This window comes from Petralouisia muris, from assembly GCF_004793545.1.
In the GTDB taxonomy this organism is placed as follows: Bacteria; Bacillota; Clostridia; order Lachnospirales; family Lachnospiraceae; genus Petralouisia; species Petralouisia muris.
This window is the reverse complement of the sequence record NZ_SRYA01000040.1, coordinates 1-26,776: the sequence shown is the minus strand read 5'-3', so window position 1 is coordinate 26,776 and position 26,776 is coordinate 1. Positions and strand designations below refer to the sequence as shown.

The 26,776-nt window shown below is 40.2% G+C and carries 24 protein-coding genes and 1 pseudogene; 19 read left to right on the top strand and 6 right to left on the bottom strand.

Going from position 1 to position 26,776, the window contains the following annotated elements:
• Nucleotides 1-85 precede the first annotated feature (85 nt).
• The gene (locus E5329_RS17760; RefSeq protein WP_135990782.1) at nucleotides 86-745 is read left to right on the top strand and encodes a hypothetical protein; all 660 of its coding nucleotides are present in this window, start codon (nucleotides 86-88) and stop codon (nucleotides 743-745) included.
• Nucleotides 746-993: 248 nt separating this feature from the next.
• Nucleotides 994-1,347, top strand: a complete 354-nt coding sequence (locus tag E5329_RS17755; RefSeq protein ID WP_135990781.1) for a hypothetical protein — start codon at nucleotides 994-996, stop codon at nucleotides 1,345-1,347.
• A 400-nt stretch (nucleotides 1,348-1,747) separates the two neighbouring features.
• Here E5329_RS17755 and E5329_RS17750 read toward each other — a convergent pair whose 3' ends face one another.
• Nucleotides 1,748-2,092, bottom strand: coding sequence for a hypothetical protein (locus tag E5329_RS17750; RefSeq protein WP_135990780.1), 345 nt, complete (start codon nucleotides 2,090-2,092; stop codon nucleotides 1,748-1,750).
• Nucleotides 2,093-2,335: 243 nt separating this feature from the next.
• Here E5329_RS17750 and E5329_RS17745 point away from each other — a divergent pair, with 243 nt between their 5' ends.
• The 7 genes from E5329_RS17745 to E5329_RS17715 all read left to right on the top strand — a co-directional run bounded on the left by E5329_RS17745 (nucleotide 2,336) and on the right by E5329_RS17715 (nucleotide 13,568).
• Nucleotides 2,336-3,295 (top strand): Cfr10I/Bse634I family restriction endonuclease, encoded by a 960-nt coding sequence (locus tag E5329_RS17745; protein ID WP_135990779.1) that lies wholly within the window; start codon nucleotides 2,336-2,338, stop codon nucleotides 3,293-3,295.
• A 161-nt stretch (nucleotides 3,296-3,456) separates the two neighbouring features.
• Nucleotides 3,457-4,764 (top strand): DNA cytosine methyltransferase, encoded by a 1,308-nt coding sequence (locus E5329_RS17740; protein WP_334295747.1) that lies wholly within the window; start codon nucleotides 3,457-3,459, stop codon nucleotides 4,762-4,764.
• A gap of 4 nt (nucleotides 4,765-4,768) precedes the next feature.
• The gene (locus tag E5329_RS17735; protein ID WP_135990778.1) at nucleotides 4,769-7,378 is read left to right on the top strand and encodes an McrB family protein; all 2,610 of its coding nucleotides are present in this window, start codon (nucleotides 4,769-4,771) and stop codon (nucleotides 7,376-7,378) included.
• A gap of 1 nt (nucleotide 7,379) precedes the next feature.
• Complete coding sequence (locus E5329_RS17730) at nucleotides 7,380-8,768, top strand: McrC family protein (RefSeq protein WP_135990777.1); 1,389 nt, start codon at nucleotides 7,380-7,382, stop codon at nucleotides 8,766-8,768.
• A 217-nt stretch (nucleotides 8,769-8,985) separates the two neighbouring features.
• Nucleotides 8,986-10,872 carry a helix-turn-helix domain-containing protein gene (locus E5329_RS17725; RefSeq protein ID WP_168356673.1) on the top strand — a complete coding sequence of 629 codons (1,887 nt, stop codon included), beginning with the start codon at nucleotides 8,986-8,988 and terminating at the stop codon, nucleotides 10,870-10,872.
• Between the two features lie 64 nt (nucleotides 10,873-10,936).
• Complete coding sequence (locus tag E5329_RS17720) at nucleotides 10,937-12,334, top strand: hypothetical protein (protein ID WP_135990775.1); 1,398 nt, start codon at nucleotides 10,937-10,939, stop codon at nucleotides 12,332-12,334.
• Between the two features lie 682 nt (nucleotides 12,335-13,016).
• On the top strand, nucleotides 13,017-13,568 hold the full coding sequence (locus E5329_RS17715) for a sigma-70 family RNA polymerase sigma factor (protein WP_168356672.1): 552 nt from the start codon (nucleotides 13,017-13,019) through the stop codon (nucleotides 13,566-13,568).
• Nucleotides 13,569-13,611: 43 nt separating this feature from the next.
• Here the strand turns inward: E5329_RS17715 and E5329_RS17710 are convergent, their stop codons facing one another.
• From E5329_RS17710 to E5329_RS29885, 5 genes are all read right to left on the bottom strand, one after another.
• Complete coding sequence (locus E5329_RS17710; protein ID WP_334295748.1) at nucleotides 13,612-15,591, bottom strand: DNA polymerase; 1,980 nt, start codon at nucleotides 15,589-15,591, stop codon at nucleotides 13,612-13,614.
• 99 nt (nucleotides 15,592-15,690) lie between these two features.
• A complete protein-coding gene (locus E5329_RS17705) occupies nucleotides 15,691-16,272 on the bottom strand; it encodes a DUF2815 family protein (RefSeq protein WP_408634663.1) in 582 nt (193 codons plus the stop codon).
• A 21-nt stretch (nucleotides 16,273-16,293) separates the two neighbouring features.
• The gene (locus E5329_RS17700; RefSeq protein WP_135990772.1) at nucleotides 16,294-17,415 is read right to left on the bottom strand and encodes a DUF2800 domain-containing protein; all 1,122 of its coding nucleotides are present in this window, start codon (nucleotides 17,413-17,415) and stop codon (nucleotides 16,294-16,296) included.
• Nucleotides 17,408-17,782, bottom strand: coding sequence for a hypothetical protein (locus tag E5329_RS17695; protein WP_135990771.1), 375 nt, complete (start codon nucleotides 17,780-17,782; stop codon nucleotides 17,408-17,410). Before E5329_RS17695 ends, E5329_RS17700 begins: the two co-directional genes overlap by 8 nt.
• Nucleotides 17,772-17,933: a hypothetical protein gene (locus E5329_RS29885; RefSeq protein WP_168356671.1), complete on the bottom strand. Its 162-nt coding sequence runs from the start codon at nucleotides 17,931-17,933 to the stop codon at nucleotides 17,772-17,774. Before E5329_RS29885 ends, E5329_RS17695 begins: the two co-directional genes overlap by 11 nt.
• 372 nt (nucleotides 17,934-18,305) lie before the next feature.
• Between E5329_RS29885 and E5329_RS17690 the strand changes: the two genes are divergently transcribed.
• The 10 genes and pseudogenes from E5329_RS17690 to E5329_RS17645 form a co-directional block, all read left to right on the top strand.
• Nucleotides 18,306-18,710 (top strand): DUF7768 domain-containing protein, encoded by a 405-nt coding sequence (locus tag E5329_RS17690; protein WP_135990770.1) that lies wholly within the window; start codon nucleotides 18,306-18,308, stop codon nucleotides 18,708-18,710.
• Nucleotides 18,711-21,008, top strand: coding sequence for a phage/plasmid primase, P4 family (locus E5329_RS17685; protein WP_135990769.1), 2,298 nt, complete (start codon nucleotides 18,711-18,713; stop codon nucleotides 21,006-21,008).
• Nucleotides 21,009-21,232: 224 nt separating this feature from the next.
• Nucleotides 21,233-21,514, top strand: a complete 282-nt coding sequence (locus tag E5329_RS17680) for a VRR-NUC domain-containing protein (protein WP_135990768.1) — start codon at nucleotides 21,233-21,235, stop codon at nucleotides 21,512-21,514.
• Nucleotides 21,495-22,850, top strand: coding sequence for a DEAD/DEAH box helicase (locus E5329_RS17675; protein ID WP_135990767.1), 1,356 nt, complete (start codon nucleotides 21,495-21,497; stop codon nucleotides 22,848-22,850). The genes E5329_RS17680 and E5329_RS17675 overlap by 20 nt, the downstream gene beginning before the upstream one ends.
• Before the next feature lie 73 nt (nucleotides 22,851-22,923).
• Nucleotides 22,924-23,157, top strand: coding sequence for a hypothetical protein (locus E5329_RS17670; RefSeq protein WP_135990766.1), 234 nt, complete (start codon nucleotides 22,924-22,926; stop codon nucleotides 23,155-23,157).
• The gene (locus tag E5329_RS17665; protein WP_135990765.1) at nucleotides 23,154-23,609 is read left to right on the top strand and encodes a DUF1492 domain-containing protein; all 456 of its coding nucleotides are present in this window, start codon (nucleotides 23,154-23,156) and stop codon (nucleotides 23,607-23,609) included. The genes E5329_RS17670 and E5329_RS17665 overlap by 4 nt, the downstream gene beginning before the upstream one ends.
• Nucleotides 23,610-23,729: 120 nt before the next feature.
• Entirely contained in the window at nucleotides 23,730-24,107 is a 378-nt protein-coding gene (locus tag E5329_RS17660) for an HNH endonuclease (protein WP_135990764.1), read from the top strand.
• 206 nt (nucleotides 24,108-24,313) lie between these two features.
• On the top strand, nucleotides 24,314-24,859 hold the full coding sequence (locus tag E5329_RS17655; protein WP_135990763.1) for a P27 family phage terminase small subunit: 546 nt from the start codon (nucleotides 24,314-24,316) through the stop codon (nucleotides 24,857-24,859).
• 33 nt (nucleotides 24,860-24,892) lie between these two features.
• Nucleotides 24,893-26,173 carry a site-specific DNA-methyltransferase gene (locus E5329_RS17650; protein WP_135990762.1) on the top strand — a complete coding sequence of 427 codons (1,281 nt, stop codon included), beginning with the start codon at nucleotides 24,893-24,895 and terminating at the stop codon, nucleotides 26,171-26,173.
• Nucleotides 26,157-26,702: pseudogene (locus tag E5329_RS17645) on the top strand (DNA cytosine methyltransferase); the annotation flags it as partial. The gene E5329_RS17650 and the pseudogene E5329_RS17645, both read left to right, overlap by 17 nt.
• Between the last annotated feature and the right edge of the window lie 74 nt (nucleotides 26,703-26,776).

Below are 26,776 nucleotides of genomic sequence, written 5' to 3'. Positions count from 1 at the left end.
AGAGTACAGATTAGATTTTCTCATATTCGTAGATTAAATTGTCAGGTCACTGTAAAGTGACACTTTTAATCGGAGGTGCGAGAATATGGGTAAAAGAAAAGGAAACACAGAGTGGAAGGAACTGAAGAAGGCATATCGGGGTCAGAATGTCATTGTGGACACCCAAGAGTGGGGCTACATTGATTTTTCACCACAAGGCATGAAGGAAGTTTTCGGTGGCGAAAAACTTACCTATGAAGATTATCTTGATGCACAGATGGCAATAGGAAGGGATATAAGAGGGTGGTTCTTTTTATGTCATCATGAAGTATCGCTTGGCTTTGCCGGACAGATCGAGAGAATAACCCAAAAGAATATCTGTTTCAAGCGCATCTATGTAAGTGGTATGTACATGGATGGGGAGTGCTTTGATGGAAAGGAAGATCATGTTTGGATGCCAATTGAAGGATTTGAAGATTATCAAGTTGGTGATTGCTTAGAGTTTTTTGCGGAAACATATAGATATCTAAAAACGAGCAATGGCAAACAGATAGATTTTGGATTAAGAAATCCATCAGGAATTAAAAAAGTTGATTCGTATAAACTGCCGTCTGATGATGACTTGATTCGTCAGAGTGTTAATCAGATTATATGTGAGACTTGTATGTTTCGTGATTATTGTTATGGAGGAATATGTATAGCAAACAAGGAGTACTTGGACGGTATGAGAAAATCAATGTTTGATGCAGTAAAGGGTAGTAAATAGGGAATAGGAAGAGGTCGAAGAATCTGCATCTTTGACCTCTTTGAATATCCTGTTTCCAATATGTCTGAGTTGTATAATTCACTTACAGACTTTCTGCTGATGCTTGAAAATGATAAAATTGGGGATTAGGAGTTTTAAAATGGTGATTGCTTCGGTAATTGCCACTTTTTTTGTTGTGGAGTATTTCGATTCGTGATATGATATTAAGAGTGGTAAAGTATCATATTGTTGGAAAGAAGGTGTCAATCATGAACGAAAAAGATAAAAAAGGGCGTGTCCAAAACATGATTGACGGCATCCTTGATGCGGCAGTCAAAGAATTAGAAGGTCTTGGAGTAGAGGCTGTTAGTGTTGTCATTCGAGAGGTAAAAGAGTGGGGTATAAATAAATACAATCAGTTAACGTTACCTTCCGACAATGAACCGCAGATGACCTTGGAAGATTTGCAACATTATCTTGATAAGCATAATGAAATAGTAGAAATTGGGGTTGAACAGGAAAAAATTGCTATAATGTGGGCGATGAAAAAATTGGGCTATAATGAAGAACAAATACAAGAAGTTATAAATTTAGCAAATGGAAATTCTGCCGCGGGAAAATAGATTTTGCTGAGTCAGCTATACATCTGAAGAGGTATTTATATATCCTCCATAATATAAAGGGGTAAAGGATAACCCACAGGGGGACTTTCCTTTCCCCCTTATACTTTTGCCATTATGTATATGAAGAAAGAGCGTTCAGATAAGGTGTCAAGACTAACTTGTAATCATATACATTGTTATACAATCCGCATTTTTTCGACGCTTGTAAGGAGTAAAATGATAACAAGTGCATTGTTGCATTGTTCGGTTTTGGATAATGTAGAGCAAATTGTGATGATGGGGAGAAAAGTTTGGAAAAAATAATATGATTTGGCATAAATAGAATTGACAATAAATTCGATATTTTAACGGCAGAAAGGAGAAAAACCAACCCAGGTGACTGAATTGGCTTTAGCATAAATTACTTTAAGAATACAATATTTTTATCAGCATATACCGTTTGTTCACATTCAGGACAATGGTTATATCCCATAGGAATGGCTATCACGTTTTCGCAGTGTTGGCATCTGATTCTATGATATCCAAAAGGGATATCTTCTTTTGGTTGGCTGTAAAATATATCCTTGCTTTCTGGTACAAATACAGGACCTTCATAAGTATATATTTTTTGTGGTGTTGAATATTGAAAACCATTTTTCATATACTCTGAGGGCATATAAACAGGTGGATATTTCTTTTTTGCTATTTTCTCCAATTTTTTGTTCACCCCTTTCATATTAATTTCTACAGTAACGTTTTTGTTCATTCGATTCTCCTTCCTATAAAGCTTGGTTTTAATGTTACAAGGAGAGTGTAGCATAACATGAAAAATTATTTGTACCATTTTTCGGCATTATAAAATTAGGTATTGACAAAACAAGATTTACAGATTTGAACAACGTGGACTTTGTGCCTTTGCTGAATGACAAGAAAATTTGTTTGCTATGTATTGTTAAAGAGTATGTAGATGATATATAATGTTGTTATCAACACATAGGAGGTAAGAACAATGGCGAAGCCTGTTCTGAAAGTAAAAAAAGATAAAAACGGAAAAAATTGTGCAACAGTACCATGCATTGAGATGCTCTCATATGTTTACGAAAAAAATCTACCGCTTCCTGATAAATCTTTTAATGAAATAATAAAAGATTTGCAGGAGGAGACTAAAAAGGTTTTTGCGAAAACTAAACCTCGGCCAAAGGCCCCTACATCAAATTCTTTTAATAATTGCAATGGGAGATGGGCAGAATATGTTTTTGGTGCATATGTATGGAACTACTTAGCTGATAAAAATGCTACTAATAAGCAAAATAATGACCCTATTAGATTTGTTTATGTAAAGCTTCCAACTAATGACTCAAAAATGGACGCATGGATTTCCCTATTGAAAAAAGAGCAATATGACACGCTTATTGAGTTTGAACGTGATGATACAGACAAGCAGGTAAAAGCAGCTGGACATAAAGCTTTCAGATTATGCTCAAGTAATCCGGATTCAGTGATTTTGAAATTTGAGGAGAATGATTATATTCAATATGGATTGGATTCTATGAAAACAATTGATAATTTATCTGGAGCCAATATTAAGATGATGGATAGTGTATTTAGTAAGCTAGCAGGGAAGGTAACGATTGAAGAAAATTTGAAATGCTTTTTATCCATTAAAAATTCTATTAGACCGGACAGACGATATCAGTTTGTGCATGAAGGAGACGATGTAAAGGCAATTATTATGTTGTTATGTACAAGGCTTCAGTTGAATGTAGGAAATATTTCTGATTTTTGTCAAAAACGATTTTATGCTTTTTCGCTAAATGGCTTTAATGGTGCAGATGAGAATTGTATGGAAACTGCAACAACTGCTTGTATTTCATCTCCAGTTATGGGACTTATATGGTGTGTGGATAAGCTCTTTTCGTGCTTGACGCCAGAAGAAATCAAAAATGATATGGATGTAATTATGATATAAATTAATCATGGTAGGAAAAAACACGCAAGAACGCAGTTGGATTCTTGTGTGTTTTTTATGCCGCTCATTTAGTTTGAATTCAGAGTAAAATATTAGTTGATATTATTCGCTTTGTGGTATAAAATAGAAAATGAAAATGGATTAGCTGTTGGGAGACTATTATGGAATACATGACAATCAAAGATGCAGCAGAAAAATGGGGAATCACTCAAAGGCGTATTCAGGTTTTATGTGCCGAAGGAAGAATAGAGGGAGCTGTGCGGTTTGGAAAGGCATGGGCAATACCAACTGATACAGAAAAACCATCTGATGCAAGGGTAAAATCCGGAAAATATATAAAACATCAAGGAGAAGAGAAAAACATGAGCGATCAAAAAATTAAGCTGTTTTCTTTTTTTTCTGGGAGCGGGTTTCTGGACTTAGGTTTTGAAAAAGCAGGTTTTCAGATAGAACTTGTAAATGAATACCAACCCAATTTTATGGCTGCTTACAAATATGCCAGGGAAAAAATGAATATTAAACCGCCTAAATACGGTTACTATAATATTGATATAAATGAGTTCTTGCAACAAAGAAAAGAGGAATTAAAAACCAATTTGGATGATGCCAAAAGGGATGGTTCCCTCGTTGGCTTTATAGGAGGACCCCCATGTCCCGATTTCTCGGTCGCCGGGAAAAATAAAGGAAGAGATGGCATCAACGGAAAATTATCTTTGAACTATGTAGAATTGATAGTAAATATGAAGCCCGATTTCTTTTTGTTTGAAAACGTAAAAGGTCTATGGAGGACCGCAAGGCATAGGGAATATTTTGAGGAATTGAAAAAAATATTATATGCCGCAGGATACATTATGACTGAAAGGCTGACAAACGCAATTGAATATGGTGCGCCACAGGATAGAGATAGGATTCTTCTATTTGGTATCCAGGAAGATGTGTTAGCGGAGTTGGAGAATAGGGATATATCAGTTTTTCCTTGGAATAAGTATCAAAAGTATAAGGTGGATGAAGTAAAAAAGATGCAATGGCCGGAAATGGAAGAATTCCATGCGAATGTGGAAACGCAATGCCCACAGGCTGTGCCAGAAGAATTAACGGTGGAGCATTGGTTCAGAAAAAATGACGTAGAGAACCATCCTAACGCCCAAGATTATTTTACCCCCCGCGCAGGCTTAGTAAGGATGCAGACGATTGAAGAAGGTGACGTGAGTAAAAAATCGTATAAAAGACTGCATAGGTGGCGTTATTCACCAACGGTTGCATATGGAAATAATGAGGTACATTTGCATCCTTATAAGGAAAGAAGGTTATCAGCAGCTGAGGCTATGGCGTTACAGACTCTGCCAAAGGACTTTGAATTACCTGCAGATATGTCATTGACAGATAAATTTAAAACAATAGGTAATGGCGTTCCTTTCCTACTGGCAAATGGAATTGCAAAAACCATAGATGATTTTTTGAGAGGATAACAGTATGAGAAAGTTTAAGAATATTATCGAGGATATAAAAGGACTTATTGGTATAGAGCTTTCCAGTCTATCAGGAATTGCTGCTAAAATAACAGTTACAGAGGTGAATGAGGAAGAAAGCCGTGTAATAGTATCTGTTGCAGGTGGTGACAAGGATTCCCGATCATTTGAGGAATTTGAGAAGATCTCTGCTGTTCTGTTGGAGGGTAAATTTGCCCATGTCGATAGTATCTTGAATGGCAGCGGTAGCAGCAGAAATCGCCCAGAGACAATCTTGGCCAGTCTTCCTTATATCGAGTGGGCAAAGCTGGAAGGGAAAAAGTATCTTGCTTATGTGGAGAATGATACACATCCTATCGGAACAATCAAGAAAATGACAGATAAGGAAATTGCAGATTTCAAAAAGAGGCAGACATGTATAGGAGAAAATAACGCATTGTTAGAAAAAACTGAAAACGAATATAAGAAAGCAGCTAAACTGATTACTGATTACATATCTCAGACAGGAATTGAAGGACCTGTTTCGCGTGAAGAATTTGATTATAATCGGGAATTGTTTTTAAGCAAGTTTGCGCCGGAGAAGCTGAAAGTGCTACAAGGTAATGATCTGTTGACGAGTGTTTTTTATACAATGGGTAACAATACGGATTCTCTTTGCTGTTGGATTGAAATGAATAAGGACTGTCGGATGGCTTTTGGTAGCATTGCAGGAGGTTCGGCTTATAAATTTGGGCTGTTTCAACGAAAGGAAACTGGAATCTGGACTACAGGAAGCCCAAACAGTCCGCAGGAATTGAGTGAAGAAGAGGCACTTGTTCTCGGAAAGGAAATTCGTGATGCACTGGTAAAGGGAACAGAGATAATCAAAAATAAGGATTTAAATACACTTGCAGATTATGAAAAACTAGATGATGAATTGAAATCAGCTGTTGGGGAGAAATACTACAACTGGGCATGGTTTCACAAGTATTATTCCATAGTTTTTCCAGAGAAACTAAGTGGCTTTCATTCTCCAGAGTGGCAGAAACATGCCCTGCGGTGTTTTTTGATTCAGCCAAGTGACAAATATTATGCTCGGAGTGGGCAGCTTGCCATGATTCAAAATTATGCGGGTTTACATTACACAAAGTTTATTTCTGCTCTTCGGGAACGCTTTAGCCCAAATATTATTCAATTTGTGAGATTGGGGACATCTGATGATGAGAGAAACTATGCGGGAGAATGGAAGAAACGTTCAGTTGTTGGAATCGGGTGGTCGGCAACTGGAAGTCTAGAGGAATATACGGCCGGAAACAGCCTGGATAAAACGGCTCTGGCTCAGAACTTGACAGAAAACTATTATTCGGCAGACTCCAGAACTGCATCTCGTAAAGCAGGAGAGTTGATTCGCTTTTATGATACGGATACATACACTGTTTTGGTCACAATGGATGGAGAAAGACTTTATGGACTGATAGATGAAATAGGTGCATATTTTTATGATGATTCATCAAACATGGCGCATTTGAAGACAGGAAAATGGCATACTGTTTTTTCAGAGGATGAGCGTATGCCGGAAAAGAATGAGGGATTGCAGACTTCATGCGTTCAGCTGAAGGCTGACAAAAACTTGCTTTATCTTTATGAAAAATACTTTTATGCAGAACAGGTAACATTGGAGGAAGAGGAACAGATGAAAAGTGCAAAACCTAAATCCTGTCTGGAACTTGAAAGGAATCCCCGGACAACAAAAATTTATCCGATAAATTTCATTGTCTATGGGGCTCCGGGAACGGGAAAAACATATTCAATGGTTGAATATGCCCTTGGCATTATAGATAACATAGGAATCGAGGAATTCCGTACAAATAATACTGACAGAAAGATGAATGTTGCCCGCTATAAAGAACTGGTGAAAGCTGGGCAGATTGTGTTTACAACCTTCCATCAGAATTATGGGTATGAAGAATTCATACAAGGATTACGTCCGGACAAAAACAGCAGTTCAATGGCCTTTAAGACGGTGGATGGAGTCTTTAAGAGAATCGCGGATATGGCGCTTAATGACGAAGAAGATAAAAACTATGTCATTATTATAGACGAAATTAACCGTGCCAATATTTCTAAGGTGTTTGGCGAGTTAATCACATTGATTGAGGAAGATAAGCGTTGGGGCGAATTGAATGAAACAAGTGTTACGCTTCAGTCGGGAGATCAGTTCGCCGTTCCGAACAATCTTTATATTGTTGGGACTATGAATTCAGCGGACAAGTCTATATCTTTGATAGATGCAGCGCTCCGCCGAAGGTTTGCCTTTATTGAACAGAGGCCGACAGCTGTGCTTGTGAATGACGCTGTGCTGCGGAGCATACTTGAAAATATTAACTTAAATCTTGTGCAGGAACTTGATAGTACAGACCTTTTAGTCGGTCACTCATATTTTATGGGAAAGACGGAAAAAGACCTGTGTAGCATTCTAAACAACAATATCATTCCGCTGCTTTATGAGTATTTTTACGACAATCGTAAGAAAGTGGCAAACCTTCTGCAAGATGCCATAAATAAGTCTGGGGCCAAGGTGGAGATTATAGATGAGAAGGTTGGCAGGCTCAGAGTAAAGGATAAGGTTGAGTAATATGATGTTGGATAGGTACGAGTACAGCAAAATTGCCAATACGAAACTACCGAGTTCTTGGCAGTCACAAGCTGCCCTTGATGAACTGGCTGATTTCCTGCAAGAGAATTGGGAGCAGAGATCTGTTTTTTATGAAGACGGGGAAGTAACGAGCCAACAGCAATTTATTGATTTTACAGGAAAGCAGGGAATTCGGACTAAGAAATACATTGGTACGATTGTCTTCAAAGGAGAACAGCTGAATATCTATCCGAAAGTGTTCAGCACCGAGATAGATGACCATGATACGGACGAACTGACTCAAAAGCATCTGTTGAAAAATCTGGTCAAATGGATTGAATACTGTAATAAACTGGAATATCCATTTATCAATATTTCGAGCGAACTGAATGATTCGGAGGACTTGAAAGAACTTTTCATTACATTATATGTGGGATATGTCCGTAATGCGATTGAAAGGGGTTTTTATTATCAATATGTGGATGAAACGGAAGATTGCACGAGCATAAAAGGAAAGTTTGACCTGAAGGATTACCTCATGAACAAGATCCCCAATGGACAGGCGGATAAGTTCCGATGCACATATTCCAATTTTGAATTCGATAATAAGGTAAACAGGATTATAAAATACACCTGTAAACTGCTGCTAAATATTGCTTCAAAAAGGGACCAAAAAACGTTGCGGACAATTCTGACGAGGTTGAATGAGATATCAGATGTACCATGTACTCCAAATGATTGTAGCCATATTCGGCTGAGCAAAATGCACAGCCATTACGATATTATAATAAGCATGAGCAAGATGTTTTTGCTCAATAAGATGTCGAATTATTCCATAGACACAAATGAGTCATTTTGCTTCCTATTCCCTACAGAGTTGTTATTTGAAGGTTTTATTGGAGGATTTATGAAAGAAGTACTTCGTAGTGTCGGAGGAAAAGTTCATCTTCAAGAGAGTCGGATGAGTCTTGTAGAAAAGATTATTTATAAGGGTGAGACGAGTGGGGCTACGTTTACTATGCGTCATGATATTCTTGCCGAATTTAACGGTAAAGTGTTTGTATTGGATACCAAATACAAAGAAATAACTAGGTTTGAGGATAATCCAGATTACAAAGAAACCATCAGCAATGAGGCAAAGCAGGGCGATTTATACCAAGTGTTGGAATATGCAAGAAAAAGAGATATTGCAGATGTTTATCTTCTTTATCCAATGTATCGATACGAGGAAAAAGAAGATGATTTTCCCGTAGCCGTTAGTGAAAGTCCCAGTGGTGATATTAATGTCCACTTTATTCGTATGCCATTTATCTTTGAGCAAGAGAATGAAGAAAAGACGAGGCAACAACTTACAGAGGTAATCAAGATGGTTTTTGATATTAAGGACTAAGACAGGAAGGACAGTTTGGTATGGAAATATAAGAACTTCACGGAGTATATGGAAGATAAATACTATGATGAAATCTTTCAATAATTTAAAGGTTTATAGCTGGCAAAAAGGTAAATTTGAATTCAGATGAAATTGTCAGGGGTAAATGGGTGGAACTGGATGATATTTATGTTTCATGGGGTGCTGGGATAAACAGAAGAAATGGGGGCGTGATTCATTGGCAAGGTCATTTTCAGATTATATAACAGATAGGTTTTATAATGATATTGTAACGGCTATCCAAAATTGCATAGATGACAATGGGGATAGTTTGAATTTGTGGGTAAACAACATTCACAGGATTGGAGAAGTTGAGGCTACGGATTTTCACATCAAAAAAATGTGGATTGATGATTTGCCGGATATGGAAGTTGGAATTGAAATGGCTGTGGAGGCAGATTTGGAAGTTAAGGAAGCTGACTACCATTATGATAATTATGAAGAATGTTCAAAATGGTTTCTGCTAAAATGCTCTGGAAATTTGAACTGTGGGCTGGATGATTTTTGCATTTTATCTGCGGAAATTTATAGGGAAAAAGCAGAGCCGAAACGACCTATGTCAGATTCATTGGTTCCCATTATTTCTAAAGATAAACTTGATGATATTGCATCGGAAATACTAATGAAATATTACCCCGAGGCACTAAAGAGTCCGATTGCTGTAGAACCACAGGTATTAGCCGAGCGAATGGGACTGAATATTATTATCCGACCGTTAACAGAGGATTCTTCTGTATTTGGACAGATTGTTTTTTGTAATACTATACTGGATACATATAATGCAGATGCAGAGAAAGTGGAGCAGACGGAGATCATTGGAAAAACAATTATGGTGGATCCAGCGAACTTCTTTTTAAGAAATTTAGGGTCTGTTAATAATACCATTATCCATGAATGTGTCCATTGGGAGAAACACAGAAAAGCTTTTGAATTAGAAAGACTATATAACAAAGATGCGACATTTATCAGATGCCAGATAGTTGGTGGAGTAAAGGATAGTAAGGTACGAAGTGCTACAGACTGGATGGAGTGGCAGGCAAATGCACTCGCACCAAGATTGCAAATGCCGATTAGCCCTTTTAAAGAAAAGACAAGAGAATTTATCCGGCAATGCAGACAAGAAGTTGGCAATGTAGAAATTGTAGATGTGATGGAGTGGGTTATTGATAGCCTTGCAACTTTTTTTGTGGTTTCGAGAGAGGCTGCAAAGATACGATTATATGATATTGGCTATGATGAAGTTCTCGGTGTATTTAACTATGTGGATGGAAGATATGTTAGACCCCATTCATTTAAGAAAGGAGCATTGAAACCGAATCAAACCTTTTCTATTTCACAAAATGATGCTGTAGCTGAAAGTGCATTAAATCCAGAATTAAAAGAGAAACTCGCTAGTGGAGAGTATATATTTGTAGATTCTCATTTTTGCCTGAATTCCGATAAGTACATTCAGAGGAATGATATAGGGGAACTTGAACTTACTGACTATGCCCGTCATAACATGGAGAAGTGTTGTCTTGTTTTCGATTTGGTTGTAAGACCCGTTAATAAGTATGGAGAGCAATTTTTTACTGAATGTGTCTTATATAGGGATGCTGCATCAAATATTGTATTTGAAGCACATTATACTTCAACAGATGAAAATATAAATGTTGATGATGAGATTAAGAAATACAATGCAGATATACTAAAGGTTGTGAAATCTTTACCTGCAACCTTTTCAGGAACATTGAATAAGCTGATTGAGTGGTCGGAGATGACGGAAGAAAAATTAGCAGAGGAAGCACAGATTAGTGAAAAGACCATTCAAAGATTAAGAAACGATGAGCCTGATAATGTAACCTTAGAAACGGTTGTACAATTGATTATTGGACTTTCGCTACCTCCGGCTTTGAGTGATTGTCTTTTAAGAGCATCAAGAAAAGATTTTATGATGACAGAGCAACACATGATGTACCGTATGTTGGTGCTGACTTGTTATCCGAAAAATATTTATGAGTGCAATGAAATGCTCTTGGCACAAGGGTTAAAGCCACTTGGAAGACAAAATAGAGCAAAATCATAAAAAAATTTTTCGTAGCCGGACATCCGATGTCTGGCTACTTTTGATATGTAAAGGAAATTTTGAAATGGATTATGAAGAAATTAAGGAATTAGCAATAAAGAAACGCTGGGGGGAAGAGGGAAGATATGGAGATGATTATAGAAATTTAAGCAAACAGATTGATAATTTTATTGTACATTTGAAAAAAGAGGATTCTCCACTCGAATGGTTACCACTTCATTTATTAAATAGCCAAGAGATAGCGGATTTGATTTGTACCTATTTGGATAGAAGTGCAGAAAATAGGCTTTTACTAGATAATCTGGGATATAAGGGCATTAAATATGATTATTCGGATTTGTTAGTAGTAGATCCAAGACGAAAGCAGGAAATGGAAAGCATCCTAGAGCTAGAGCCAAGGTTTGCAGATATAGAGCCTTTAAAAATATATGAATTGAAAGAGCATATAAATATTGCTTTAGTTGGGGCAAAATATGAGGGGTATATAAAAACTGCAAATAGTTTTGTCCATACTATTGATACCATACGAAAAGAAATATGGGATGAAAAAAATTTATATAAATGTTTGGGGCTTGGATATCTTAACATGGGATATATTGAGCAATTCATCATGATAGCAGAAAGAATTTGTTTTGGTTCCCTATTCTATTTTTTGATGGAGAATGACAAAGTAAATGATAAATTGTCGTCATTACTTCAATTTGAAAAGATGCTGAATGAAATAGATGAGACACTTCGAGAGGAAACGGATGCTGCAAAAATAAAATACAAAAAAAATCGAGAATTTCATGAAGAGTATAGGAAGATCCCGGCTAGGGAAATGGATGAAATAAGTTTGTATTTCGTTCAATTTCTTGAAAGAAAAGCGTACTATGATGAACTAGATAATATCTCTGATTTTTTGGTGGCAGGTACAGTGAAAGAATCACAAATAGAGAAAGAATCATGTATTGGATATGGCGATGAAATAGATGATTATAAGGATACAAGGTTAAAAGAATATTTGACGGGTGGAATAAATGTACCTAACTACGATAAAAAACTAAAGGATGTGATTGAATTAATGAAGTTTGCTCGTGAAAAGGCGGGGTATTGGGCATCTTCAAATAATCCTATTGATTTGAAAATAGCTTTTCAGGAATTAATGATTTATAATGACAAGTACAACCATTTAAGACAAAAGACACTTACGATTGTAAGGGATATATTGAGTAGCCACCAGCCTTCAAGAGAACAACTTATGTTCCTTGACTTAAAAATAACTCGTGGCTATTTTCGAGAAAAAGGATGGATGAAAGAATATGGTATTTATACACGAATTTGTAAGAAAACACGAAAAATGTTTTTGAATTGCTATAGTGCAATAAATGATGTAGAAGCACATCGATTGATACATAGAACTTGTTATGAGTTTTTATACTTATTATGTGTTCCAGATTATTCTGGAATAAAAGTTGAATAATCTAATCGCAGTAGGCGGTAGCAGAAATGCTACCGCTTATTTTTTTGCACGGCTCGTTCCTCAACATCTAAATCCATTAAATATAAAATCAGACGTAACAAGGGAGCAAAATTCGGACATCCCATGTCCGAGTGTTTTTGAAAGTTTTTTTGTAAGCTATCAATAACGAAAGGGTTACATCGATTGCTGCCCTGCTTATCGATGATATTCAAGTTATGTTGTTTATGCAGATAACTATGATGCTTGTTTGGTTATCGTGAGAGTTAACAGCAAAATCCCCAACCTATATTATTCTCCATTTGTGTATGCGTTATTTATCTAAAAGTGTGAAACCAAACAGAGAATAAATATATAGGAACCTCAGTTGATAATTTTGCGTCAGTTGTTCTAATTTTTGCTGAGATGGGATTTGTTTTCTTAAGATATCGTCTTTTCTGAGTTGGATGTTGAGATGAGATATACATAACAGATGATTTCTCATCTGAACACCCAAATGGTGTTCAAAAAAAATAATGTTTAAGCCTTACGGCGCGCGACGTTTGGCGAGGATACACATATGATTTGTTTTCAGGACCAGGTGGTCTTTGATTGGATTATATGTTTCCCCGCTTAATTGTCGTGCGTTTTTAAGTTGGATTGTCCTCGCCAAATGGCAGTAGCCAAGGCGGAAAGAGGTCAATCCATGAAAAACAAAGCAAATTCAAGTAAAGCAGTTACCACATCCCCCCTTAATTATTCGCATCCGTACTTCGTTCCAATCGAAGATGGTGATGAAGTTACCATCAAGCATTATAAGAGTCATGATGTTCCAGTTGCTCATATAGCACTACCTGGTCGTATGAAACATTATTACGCAATTTTCAATGCTGATTCGCAGGAAGAGGCTGATCTTATGAACAAAACCTATAACAACTGGTCAAAGAAGGATGAACGTGATAAGAAAGCACAGAGTGAGTTCGAGACATCGTATGATGCCATGTTAGAGGATGGATATGATGCGAAGGACGATACAAGTAATCCAGAGGAAATCGCAGCATATAAAGTTGTAATCGACGCACTTAACAAGGCATTGGATGAGCTGACGGAAGAGAAACTTCGTGTCTGCCAGATGGTTGCCAATAATGAATCGCAGCGTAGTGTTGCAGAAGAACTTGGCATTCCCCGCCGTACATTAAGGGACCGAAAGGATAGTGCAATATCAGAAATTTCAAGGAAAATGAAACATTACAAATAATATACAAGACCCCGATGGTAGCACGAACCATCGGGGTTTTGTGTTAATCCTTCTTATAGAATTCCGTTTCGTAGCCGTCCGCCCTTAAGAGCAGCCCATCAATCCAATCCGGGGTTCTGCCCATCTGTTCGCAGATAGCATCAAGGCGGGCATTCATAGGTGTTTCTATAATTAATTCATCATGAACATGCCCCACTATAAAGCAGTGGGAAAGTGTTCTCATTGCATAGCAGAGGATATCCCGGCTGATTGCCTGTACGATGTTCTCAACGAACTTAGGACCATAACTTTCGATGCGTTTCCATTTTTTATTTGTACCGACACCTTCATATGTGACAGACTCGCCACCGAATCTGTTCTCCCCGATCTTAGGCCTGACGTAAGTAAGCCGTCTGCCGGAAGGGAGGGCAATAAACAACATACCGCTCTGATATATAAACTTGATACCGTGTGTCTCGGTAGCTGTTCTCTGTTTGATAGATGTTTTGACGGCATTATCAACATCCCACCAAAACTGTACAATATTAGGATTAGCTGCTCTCCATGAATTTACGAGAGGCTGTAACTCATCTTCTGAAAGTCCCATATCTAATGCACCCATACTTGTAAGGGCTCCAACGGATCCACCATAGCCGAGTGCCAATTCCGCAATCTTGCCTTTTTGACGAAGGTGAGCGTTTTGCCCATGCTTTTCAACAGGGACATGGAACATTGCACTGGCTGACGCACAGTAGATATCTCCATTATTTCTGAAGACATCCATTCGCCAGTTCTCTTTTGCTAAAAATGCAATGACCCTCGCTTCAATGGCAGAGAAGTCAGCAACACAGAATTTGTAGTCTGGTTTTGGAACAAATGCTGTACGGATAAGCTGGGAGAGTGCATCGGGAATATCATCATAAAGGATATTCATAAATTCATAATCTCCGGATTTTACAATGTCCCGGGCTTCTTCCAAATCAGATATATGGTTCTGTGGGAGGTTCTGCAACTGAATTATGCGTCCAGCCCATCTTCCTGACCTGTTTGCCCCGTAAAACTGGAACATACCTCTTGCACGACCATCGGCACACACCGAATTTTCCATTGCCTGATATTTCTTTACGGACGATTTTGCAAGCTGCTGACGGAGTTTAAGTACGTCTGCAACATCAGATGGTACGGTTTTTAGTAAATCTACAATGGCTTTCTTATCAAGGGAGACTGTTTCAATACCCTTTGATGAGAGCCAGTCCTTCATCTGTACCACAGAATTAGGGTTTTCAAGTTCTGTCTTATCTTTTAATGTTCCTATAAGTCTTGCTTTGCTGAAAGCATCAAATCTGATTGCGTTTTTTACAACATCCATATCAAGCAGGATACCACGGTCATTGATTTCCTGGTCTATATGGTATTCATCCCACACACTATCCGGCACAGGAAAACGGGATAATTTATGTTGAATGGACATTTCGACTTCAACATCCCTTTTATTATATTTCTTGAAGAGTTCCCATTTTTCAGGTGCGTCAGAAGGCATATTTCTTGTTCTTCCACCGTTGGCTTTTGTGGGTTTACATGGAACACAGAAGTAACGGATGAGGTCTTTGCCTTCTTTGAGTTTCTGTTCCTCAAGACCAAGAACAGCACCTACACCTTCAAGGGAGAGTGGCAGCCCCATGTAGGCAGACCATATCATAGAGCATTTCCATGATGATGGGTCGAGATAGTTGCCAACGGAGTCCTCTAGGATACTGTAGCTCTCAAAGTATTCTGGATAATTGCGTTTGAGCCAGTATGAGAGAAAGACACGCTCGAATGATGCATTGAATGCCCATTTTATAACAGAATCATCAGTGAGTGCTTTCAGTATGTAGTTGGGGATCTCCTCGCCATTTGCTACATCTACTACGATGACGGATTTATCATTAATGGAATATCCGAACAGAAGAATCTCAGCATCCGGGGATTCGGCATATGGATATACGCCACATTTGATTGGTACACTGGAGTAAGTCTCCAAGTCGATAGATAATTTTTTAATAACTTCTGGAATTTGCATGGTTTGGCTCCTTTATTATAAAAAATGAGGCAGCAGAGGAAGTATCCTCCACCGCCCATATGCTTTGTATGTTACTTGAGATTATGAAAGGAAATCGTCATCATCTTCTGTAGCGAAGTCTGATTCAGCACTTGCCTTTCCTCCGAGAGGCTCACCATCTCTTAATTTCTGCAAATTGTTCAAGCCACAGGCAATTCCACGATTGCCATTCACATTGAAAGCGTAAAAGTTGATGGATGCCCTGCCATAGATGCCGGAATACATCTCAGAACGTTCAATGATAGGTTGTCTGTCCGCATCTACGATACCAGGAGCGGAAGCGGAATTTGCATTCACAAAATAGCTGTTAGCGTAGGCTTCATCATCCGGGCGTTCAAGATCCCCGTCACGAAGAGGAGTCTTAATTGCTGTAAGAGCTGGTACAGACTTGCCATTACCTTTAAGCTTTGACTGACCTTCCTCGTAAGCAGCCTGAATAGCAGCCTTAATCTTATTGAGGGTAGCAGTGTCATCCTTTGGGATAATCAGTGAAACCGAATATTTAGGTTTGCCGCCGTCAATCGCCTTTGGTTCCCATGCATTAAGATAGGAAAATCTTGTGTTCGGTCCCGTAATTACCTTTGTAGGCATCCTTAATGCTCCATATTTAGTTGTGTTTGCCATAATATCCATGATATTGTCCTCCTAATTTGCTTTAAAATCATCAATTGCCGTGTTAAGTTCCTGTCGTTTGTCCGATTCAGGCACAAGTGTTGGTTTTCCCTGTGGCTTTTCAATTAAGCCTCCAAGGAGTTCATTGAACTTCGCCTTACCAAGAAGAGAAGTCATAGCTGTAATACCGAGAAGTTTCTGCTCATATGGGTCGTATCCGGCATTTTCTACAGCAGTTGCAACAGCGTCTGCATTTGTATATCTGCGGTTGGATTTTCCTTCGACCACTTTGTAGCCATCATACTTCGTTCCACTTAAGGCTTGTCCGAGTGCATACTCCTTGACGTCATTTACCCATGCTACAAGGTCATCGACCTTGGGAAGGATAGATGCAATCTCTGCAACCTCAAGTGTGGCGGGCATTGCAAAATCGTATTTGGCCAGTTCGAGATTATACTCTGCCCGTTTACGGCAGGTTGCCTTGACCTTACAGAAGGTACAATGCTCGCCTGCTTTAAATTCGCCACCACCTTCATAGGCTAACTTGGCGGTTGGTGCAAGAACTGCATTTGCCCAAGTGAGAAGATCTGTCTTTGTCATAGTGCAAGTGGAAACATTATCCCTGCGTGGCTGAAAGATTGTCATCTTTACAGTCTTGATGTCGTAGATGCCATCGTAGATATCGATGGCACCTAAGGCATAACACATCATCTGTGGATTATGTTCTGCGTCAACCAGAACGCCAAGACCATATTTAAAGTCGATGATGTGAAGTACCTCGTCTGCCACGATGAGACAGTCACCTGTCCCAAAGCCGTCCGGAACCCAGTCAGAGAAATCCAGTCTCTGTTCTACGAGTACAAGAGGGTCAGCACATAAGGTTTTCGCTTCTTCATACTGTTCCATGACGAAGTTTCTATATTCCTCAGTACAATTTTCCATCTCAGCATCATAGAATTCGAGACTATCAGTCGGATCATGTCCGGTATGACCAAGTGCTGACAGAACTTTGTATTCACAGAGCTCATGTGCATCAGTTCCCTGTTGTGCATAAGGACTTGCCCTGTCCCGGATGTTAGCACATAACCTTGCGGATGGTGGACAGTTCAGCCACTGTTTACTGGATGAAGCAGAGAGCAGTGCGTGTTTAGGCATTGCCGACCACCTCCAATTCAGCTACAACTTCTGAATACTTATCAGCATGAATGCCAGAGAGTGTGCCATCAGATGAGTATTTTGCTACGATGCCTTTAACATCGGCTTTGTGCTTACCTGCATCAGCTTTTGACATCTGTGCCAGTTTCGCTCTGACTTCTTCCTTGGTGTAAGTAACAGGCTCACTCTTTTCCTCAGCTGCGGATTCCTCTGCCGGAGCAGGCTCTGTTTTCTTTTCTGCCTTAATAGACTTGTCTTTTTTTACAGGTTTTGGTTGTTCCGTATCCTCAGAAGAATAAATCTCACTGAGTTTTGCAAAGCCGTCAGCTATTGCCCTGTACAGTTCGGCTATTTCCTTATTTTTCATCTGCATTTGCCTCCTTTGACTTATGTCTGATTGTGATTTTCTTTGCAAGCTGTCTGGAAATGACGCTTATTGCAATCAGAACATCTGCAATTTCCTTATCAAGTGCTTCATCACTGATTGCCGTGTTTTCTGTTTCTGCCACATTTGGCATTTGTTTACCTACCTTTCTGAAGGAGTTCCTTTTCCTTTCACTATCCAATGGACAGGAATCTGAAAAATGGGCGGTAACTTTTTTTGTGAATTTTAAGTTCCTTATCCCTTCACTATCCAATGGACAAGAATCTGAAAAATGGGCGGTAACTTTTTTTAAATATTTAAGGTCCTTATCCCTTCACCATCTAATGGACAGAAAAAGCTATATTGGGCGGTATGTATTTTGAAAAATATGAATTTGTATTTTGCATAATTAAGGAAGAAACAGAGTCAAAGAAAAAATAATTCCCGCCCATTACACGGAAACCTGTCCATTGGATAGTGAGGGAAAAGATACATTCCTACCATTTAACGAAAGGAGACAGTTCTTATGGGAGTAGATTACAGAAACCCGGAAGGCTATGTTGATCCTGTGCCATATCAGGCAATCTCTAATATGGATAAGGAACAGAAGCGTTATATGCCAATGGTGTATATCTGTTCAGCATATAGAGGTGATGAGGAATATAACGTGCAGAAGGCGAGAGTTTACAGCAGATATGCCGTAGATGCAGGAGCAATACCGATAGTGCCACATTTATTACTTCCTCAGTTTATGGAAGAAGAATCGGAGCGTGATCTTGCTGTGTTCATGGATATTGCGATTCTTTCCAAGTGCAGGGAGTTGTGGGTGTTTGGTGAGCCGACAGCCGGGATGTTAAACGAAATAGCTTATGCAGAGCGTAAGCAAATGACAATTAAATATTTTGATGAAGATATGAAGGAGGGCTCATAAATGCAGACAACATTATGTTGTGCGACCTGTGTTGGTAAGGCAGCTAACTGCATTTATCCCAATAAGGTAGTCGTGGATAATGCAGCAGATATGGAATCAGCTGTGGCATTTGACCATGTGTGTGCTACATACACAGGCAATCGCAGGAGCAACAGTAATTTTATGGAATCAGATGTAATTCCTATGGACATTGACAATGACCACAGTGAGAATCCTGCAGACTGGATTAATGAAGATACGATGGAAGAACTATTCGAAGATGTGGATTATGTGTTGGTCCCAAGCAGACATCATATGCTTGCAAAAGATGGAAAATCAGAACGCCCAAGATTTCATGCTTATTTCCCTATTGAGAAATGTACGGATTCAGCACAGTATACTGCAATGAAAACTGCAATTCAGAAAGCCTATCCGTTCTTTGATGGCAATGCACTTGATGCTGCAAGATTTTTATTCGGTGCAACGATAGGTGGGGTTATCTGGCATGAAGGCTGGATGAGCATTACGGATATTCTTGATAATGAAGATTCAGAGCCTGCACCGGATGGTGGAGATTTCGATGATGGGTTTGTCGGTGGTTCTATTACAGAGGGCAGCCGTAATAAGACATTATCCCTTTTTGCCGGAAGAGTTCTGAAGAGATATGGAGAGTGCGATAAAGCATATGAAGTATTTCTGGAGCAGGCAGCAAAGTGCGACCCGCCTCTTGAGGATACGGAACTTTCCACGATTTGGTTCTCAGCACTTAAGTTTTTTAGAAACAAGATTAGTGGCAGCAGCGGATATGTTCCACCAGACCAGTACAATAATGATTTCGGTGGAGAGCCGGGGTCATTAAAGCCGGAGGACTACTCAGATGTCGGACAGGCAAAGATACTGTCAGCCACATATGGAGATGAACTGAAATACACATCAGCAACGGATTATATTCGATATGACGGAGAAGTATGGGTGGAAGATAAGCAGATGGCTGTAGGTGCCTGTGTAGAGTTCCTCGACTTACAGTTGCAGGATGCAAACGATTATATGGAAACAGCAAAGAAAGCGCTCATCAAAGCAGGATATCCGGAGGAATCCGTAAATCAGGGTTCAAAGGTTCTTGCTAAGGATTGTGATATCAAGCCGGGTGACCTTCCAATATTTTATATGCTTGTCGGAGCAGAAAAGTATCTTGCTTTCACAATGAAACGCAGAGATTACAAGTACATTACCTCTGCACTGAACGTAGCAAAGTCCATGCTTGGCATTAAGGTATCAGACCTTGATAAGAATCCGAATCTGCTGAATACACCATATGCAACATACAATCTGGAACTTGGCATGGCGGGAGAACAGCCACATGATCCGTTCGACCTTATTACCAAAATTACGGAATGCTCTCCGGGAGATGAGGGGATGGATATCTGGCTTGAAGCACTTGATACCTTTTTCTGTGGAGATGCAGAACTTATTGAATATGTACAGAAAGTCATCGGACTGGCTGCTATTGGCAAGGTGTATGAGGAGTTCATCATTATTGCTTATGGTGATGGTGCTAATGGAAAGAGTACATTTTGGAACACTGTGGCCCGTGTGCTTGGAACTTATGCAGGAAAGATTTCATCAGATATTCTCACAATGGGTAACAAGATAAATGCACAGCCAGAGATGGCGGAACTGAAAGGAAAGAGGCTCATTATTGCATCTGAGATGCAGGAAGGTGTGCGTCTTAATACAGCAATGGTTAAGCAGTTATGCAGTACCGATGAGATACAAGCTTGCAAGAAGTACAAGGATCCGTTCCACTTCGTGCCTTCTCATCAAGTGGTGCTTTATACCAACCATCTGCCAAGGGTCGGTGCAAATGATGACGGTATCTGGAGAAGATTAAAGGTAATTCCTTTTAATGTCAAGATTAAGGGCAGTTCCGACATCAAGAATTATGCTGATTATCTTTATGAGAAAGCAGCGCCCGGCATTATGAAATGGATTATCGAAGGTGCAGAGAAGGTAAGCAAATCAGACCATAAGGTTGATGATCCGAAATGTGTGAAAGATGCTATTGCAGCTTATCGTGAGGAAAATGACTGGCTTGGACATTTCATTAATGATTGCTGCGATGTGGATGATTCCTTTGAAGAGAAATCAGGCGAGTTCTATCAGCAGTACCGTGCTTATTGTCTCCAGAATGGTGAGTATATTCGCAGCACTACAGATTTTTATGCTGCAATAGAGAAAGCGGGTTACTTTAGGCACAAAACAAATAAGGGCAGTTTTGTGCATGGCGTGAAACTCAAATCGGGAAGTGATTTTATTTAATCCTATGTGGGTGACGGCCGGTGCAAGTCAGGTATAAACTTTTCAGTATTTGGCTTGCATCTGTACAACCCCTTATTTTAAGCCATTTGTGATAGTCATTACACTCTATACTAAAAGTTTTCTATAATAAGAAAAATTTATAAAAAAAATGCATATAGAGAGGTTTGTGAATAGAGTGTCTTGACCGTCACTAAGGCTTGCAGATTTTGATGGGAGGTTTGTGGATGAGAGAAAAGTCCATAGAACAGAAATTAGTGGGTGAAGTAAAAAAACGTGGCGGCATCTGTCCTAAGTGGGTCTGCCCATCCTTTGATGGAATGCCTGACCGATTGGTATTTTTACCGGGTCGGCATTTTGGGATGGTGGAGGTTAAATCACCAGGTGAGAAACCGAGACCTTTGCAGGTGTCCAGACACAGATTGTTACAGAGGTTAGGCTTCAAGGTTTATGTTCTTGATGCATTGGAAGATATAGGAGGTATCCTTGATGAGATTCAAACCACATAATTATCAACAGTATGCAATCAACTTTATAACCCATAACCCCATAACGGCAGTGCTGCTTGATATGGGAATGGGAAAGACAGCCATAACACTTATGGCAATCGACTATCTGATGTATGAGTATTTTGAGATTGTGAAAGTGCTTGTTATCTGTCCTCTGCGAGTTACGAGGACATGGAGAGATGAGGTAAACAAGTGGGAGCAACTGTCCGGTTACAGGCTGTCTGTCGTGACGGGGACAGTAGCACAGAGGAAGAAAGCACTGGCAGCAGATGCAGACATTTATATCATCAACCGTGAAAACGTACCGTGGCTTGTAGAGAAAAGCGGTGTCCCATTCAACTTTGATATGGTTGTGATCGATGAATTATCATCCTTCAAAAACCATCAGACTGCAAGGCACAAAGCACTTATGAAGGTTCGTCCCTTCATAAAAAGAATTGTGGGTCTGACAGGAACACCTGCAAGTCAGGGACTCATGGATCTGTTTGCAGAATTCAAAGTACTTGATATGGGAGCAAGGCTTGGAAGGTTTATTGGTCAATACAGGCTGAATTATTTCAGACCCGATAAGGTCAACGGAAATATCGTGTATTCCTATAAACTTCTGCCGGGAGCAGAGGAGAAGATTTATGAGAAGATACAGGATATCACGATTTCCATGAAAGCGGTGGACTTCTTAGATATGCCGGAACTCATAACCACAGAATATCCTGTGTATCTGGATGAGAGTGAACTTCAAAAGTATGAAGGACTCAAGAAAGATTTGGTTCTTTCTACTCCAGAGCATGAAGTGACTGCTGCCAATGCAGCGTCCCTTGTGAACAAGCTGTCGCAGATGGCTAACGGGGCAGTTTATACAGATGATGAAGATATCATCACATTTCATGATAAAAAACTGGATGCCTTGGAGGACATCATCGAATCAGCCAATGGGAAACCAGTTCTTGTGGCATATTGGTTCAAACATGATTATATAAGAATTGTGGAACGGCTTAATAAAATCGGTGTGAATCATATGAAGATAGATTCCGATGAGAGCATCACTAAATGGAATCACAGGGAGATACCTGTTGCATTGATTCATCCTGCATCAGCCGGACATGGATTAAATCTTCAGCAGGGTGGAAACACGATGGTGTGGTTTGGAATCACATGGTCACTGGAACTTTATCAGCAGTGTGTCTGCAGATTATACCGACAAGGCCAGACAGAAGGAACTGTCACTATAATCCATCTTATAGCACAGGGAACTATTGATGAGAAAATTATGAAAGCATTATCGGAAAAGGATAATACACAGTCAGCTTTAATCGAAGCTGTCAAAGCGGAAATATAGAAAATCACAGTCAATCAGAAGTCAATCATGGTCAATCCGAGGGAATAAAAAATTATTTCGGAGGTAGAAACCTATGAGTGCAGGAAACTTAAGTCCATATGAGGCATTAGGGAATGCTGTGGTTCTACAGGCAGTAAAAGACTATAGGGATGCAGTGCATAAGTTATCCCGTGGAAAAAAGAACACGATTGCAGAATCCGTGAAACAGGAATGTGAGAGGTTCTTTAAATCCCCATATTTCAATATATTCACACAGCTTGATGGACAGGCGCTTCTATCGCAGCTTGAGAAGGAGGTGCCTGCATGACAGTAAAAGAATATTTGGGGCAGGCTTATCTGTTGGATAACAGAATCAATTCAGATACAAAGGAACTGGAAGAACTCCGACTTATGTCACAGACAATTTCCAGTCCGGGATTTGAAGAACATTATAATGCGAGCAGAAATACGGATGCACCTTACATCCATACATTAGAAAAAATCTTCGATATGGAATCCAAGATTCTGGAGGAGGTGGATCTGCTGATGGCACTGAAACAGCAGATAAGGGATGTGATTAGTAAGGTGGAAAAGCCAGAGCATCAAATGATTATGAGATACCGTTATATCCACAACTATTCATGGTCAAAGATTAGCGACAAACTTTCTGCTGATATTACTACAGTCCAGAGATGGCACAATAAAGCAATTGCAAAAATAAAACTTCCAGAAAATGCGATAGATTTAAAAGTTGCCATTGTTTGCCATAAGATGCCATAGTCCAGTTTATGATATTGTATAATCAGCAAATAAGATAAAGATGCTAACAGGCATGAGCCTTCATGGTGGAATTTCCATTGTGAGGGCTTTTCTTATGCCTGCAATGAAGGAGGTGCTGTGATGCCAAGAAAAGCAAAGCATCCGTGCTACCATCCCGGCTGTCCCAAGCTGACAGAGGGAAGATTCTGTGAAGAGCACCAGAAGGAAGATAACAAGCGTTACGAGAAGTACAGTCGTGACCCTGCAACAAGGAAACGATACGGACGTGCGTGGAAACGCATCCGTGACAGCTATGTTAAGACACATCCCTTCTGTGAGTTGTGCTTTGAGAAGGGAGTGCTTGTTCCTGTGGAAGAGGTTCATCACAAGATTCCTTTGTCAGAAGGTGGAACACATGACAGGAGCAACCTTATCTCTTTGTGTAAGCCGTGCCACGCACGGATTCATGCAGAAAGAGGTGACAGATGGCATGGAAGAAAGAGTGATTCATACGAATGATGGCCATGACAGTTATATATAAAAATAGTTTATTATATTCTTCTGCGATGGTCATGACCGTCATTTTCCAAAGGGGCAGGGGCGGTCAAAATTTCTGTGGGAAAAAGCTACAGGGCAACGGTGCCGCCCCTTCGTGCAGAAAAACGGCGTTTTCAAACGGGGTATTAAACCCGTAATCGTTAAATTTTATAGGAAGGTGCGAATTCATGGCAAGAGACGGAACTGCCAGAGGTGGTCCCCGTGCAGGGAGCGGGCGGAAGTCCAAAGCCCTGACGGAGAAGATAGAGTCAGGAAATCCCGGTGGGAGAAAACTCAAAGTGATGGAACTGCCGGATACCCCGGAACTAAAGGGAGAGGATGTTCCAGACCCAAAGGACTACCTTAGTGCAAAGCAGAAAAACGGAAGTGACCTCGGCGCGGATGAAGTGTTTAAGGAAACATGGCTCTGGCTGAAGGAACGTGGGTGTGAAAAATTAGTCAGCACCCAGCTTATCGAGCAGTATGCAATGAGCGTGGCAAGATGGCTGCAGTGTGAACAGGCAATATCCGATTATGGATTCCTTGCAAAGCATCCGACCACGGGAGCCGCCTGCGCATCACCGTATGTGGCTATGTCACAGCAGTATATGAAGCAGGTCAACCAGGTGTGGTTTCAGATATTCCAGATTGTGAAGGAGAACTGTTCGGTTGAATTCCAAGGGACTCCGCAGGATGACATGATGGAGAGATTATTACGAAGCCGGAAAGGATAAAAAATATGCAGAATGAGGTGAGGAGGAAAGACGATGGGGAAACATACAACGGAAATGAAAATGGTGCCAACTTTAAAACTGATACCATATGTAAATAATGCAAGAACCCACTCGCAGGAGCAGGTCAACAAACTGCGTGGCTCTCTGCGTGAGTTTGGTTTTATTAATCCTGTTATTATTGATGCAGATTATAATGTCATAGCCGGACACGGCAGGCTGATGGCTGCAAAGGAAGAGGGTATTGAGGAAGTACCGTGTGTATTTGTAGATTATCTTACTGAGGCACAGAAGAAAGCATATATTCTTGCTGACAACCGATATGCACAGGATGCAGGCTGGGATGAGGAAATGCTGAAACTTGAAATTGAAGCATTGGAGGGGATGGACTTTGATGTATCTCTTACAGGCTTCGATGAACAGGAGATTGCAGACCTGCTTGCCGGAGATGAGGAAGATGCAAAAGAGGATGGCTTCGATGTGGAAGAGGAACTGCAAAACCCGTGCTTTTCCAAACCGGGTGATATCTGGCACCTTGGAAAGCACAGGGTTATCTGCGGGGATTCCACTCTGCCGGAAATTTATGAAAGGCTGATGGAGGGGAATAAGGCAAATCTTGTCTGCACGGATCCGCCGTACTTTGTGTCACTTGAGAATGCATCTGGCAGGATTGCAAATGATGACCTTGATGATAAACAGGGATACGAGTTCCTTATGAAGGCATTTACTAACTTCCATGAAAGCATGGCCATTGATGCATCCATCTATGTGTTCTATGCAACCATGAAAGCCCGCGTATTTTATGATGCCTACGAGGATGCAGGTTTTAAGGTCGGAGCAGGTCTTATCTGGAAGAAACCAAGGGCTCCGCTTATGCGTACTGATTGGAAGTTCAATATGGAGCCAATCATATGGGGATGGAGAAAAAATGGAAAGCACAAATGGTACGGTGACCAGAAACAGAAATCTGTATTTGAATTTGAAGGTGTCAAGAATTCCAAAGAAGATGGTTTCGGCCATCCAAGCAGCAAGCCTGTGCCGCTCATTGCATATCTGATTAAGCAGTGTACCCAGGCAAACGGTATTGTGCTTGATGGATTCTTAGGTTCTGCATCCACCCTTATGGCGTGTGAGCAGATGGACAGAATCTGTTACGGTGTGGAACTGGAGCCGAAGTTTGTGGATGTGGCAGTAAAGCGGTATCTGGAATTTAAGAATAATGACAGCACGGATGTGTATGTCATACGGGATGGAGAGAAGGTTAGCTACGCGGATGCCGTGATGGGATTGGAGGATGCCGATGGACCAACAGAATAATTTTTCATTGACCCTCGGCAGCCTCTTTGACGGTTCCGGGGGCTTTCCATTGGGTGGAGTCCTTGCAGGAATCAAGCCTGTATGGGCATCAGAAATTGAACCGTTTCCGGTAAGGGTTACAATGGTACGATTTCCCAATATGAAACATTACGGAGATATATCCACATTAAATGGGGCAGAACTTGAGCCAGTGGATATCATAACCTTCGGGAGTCCTTGTCAGGATATGTCCGTGGCGGGGAAGAGAGATGGCTTGGGCGGCAGCCGTTCAAGTCTTTTTTATGAAGCAATCAGAATCATTAAAGAAATGAGGGAGGCTACCAATGGAAAATGTCCAAGATACATCGTCTGGGAAAATGTCCCGGGAGCATTCTCTTCCAATAAAGGAGAGGACTTCAAGGCAGTCCTTACTGAAATCTGCAAAGTCAAAGACAGGAAGGTGTCTGTACCTAAACCTAATAAATGGGAAAATGCAGGACGCATCCTGGGAGACGGTTTCAGTATCGCATGGAGACTCTTCGATGCCCAATAATGTTGAGCTAAACATTACTGGGCTAATGTAAAGCGAAAAATAATGTAAAGTCACCTCCTTAAATGCCGCAA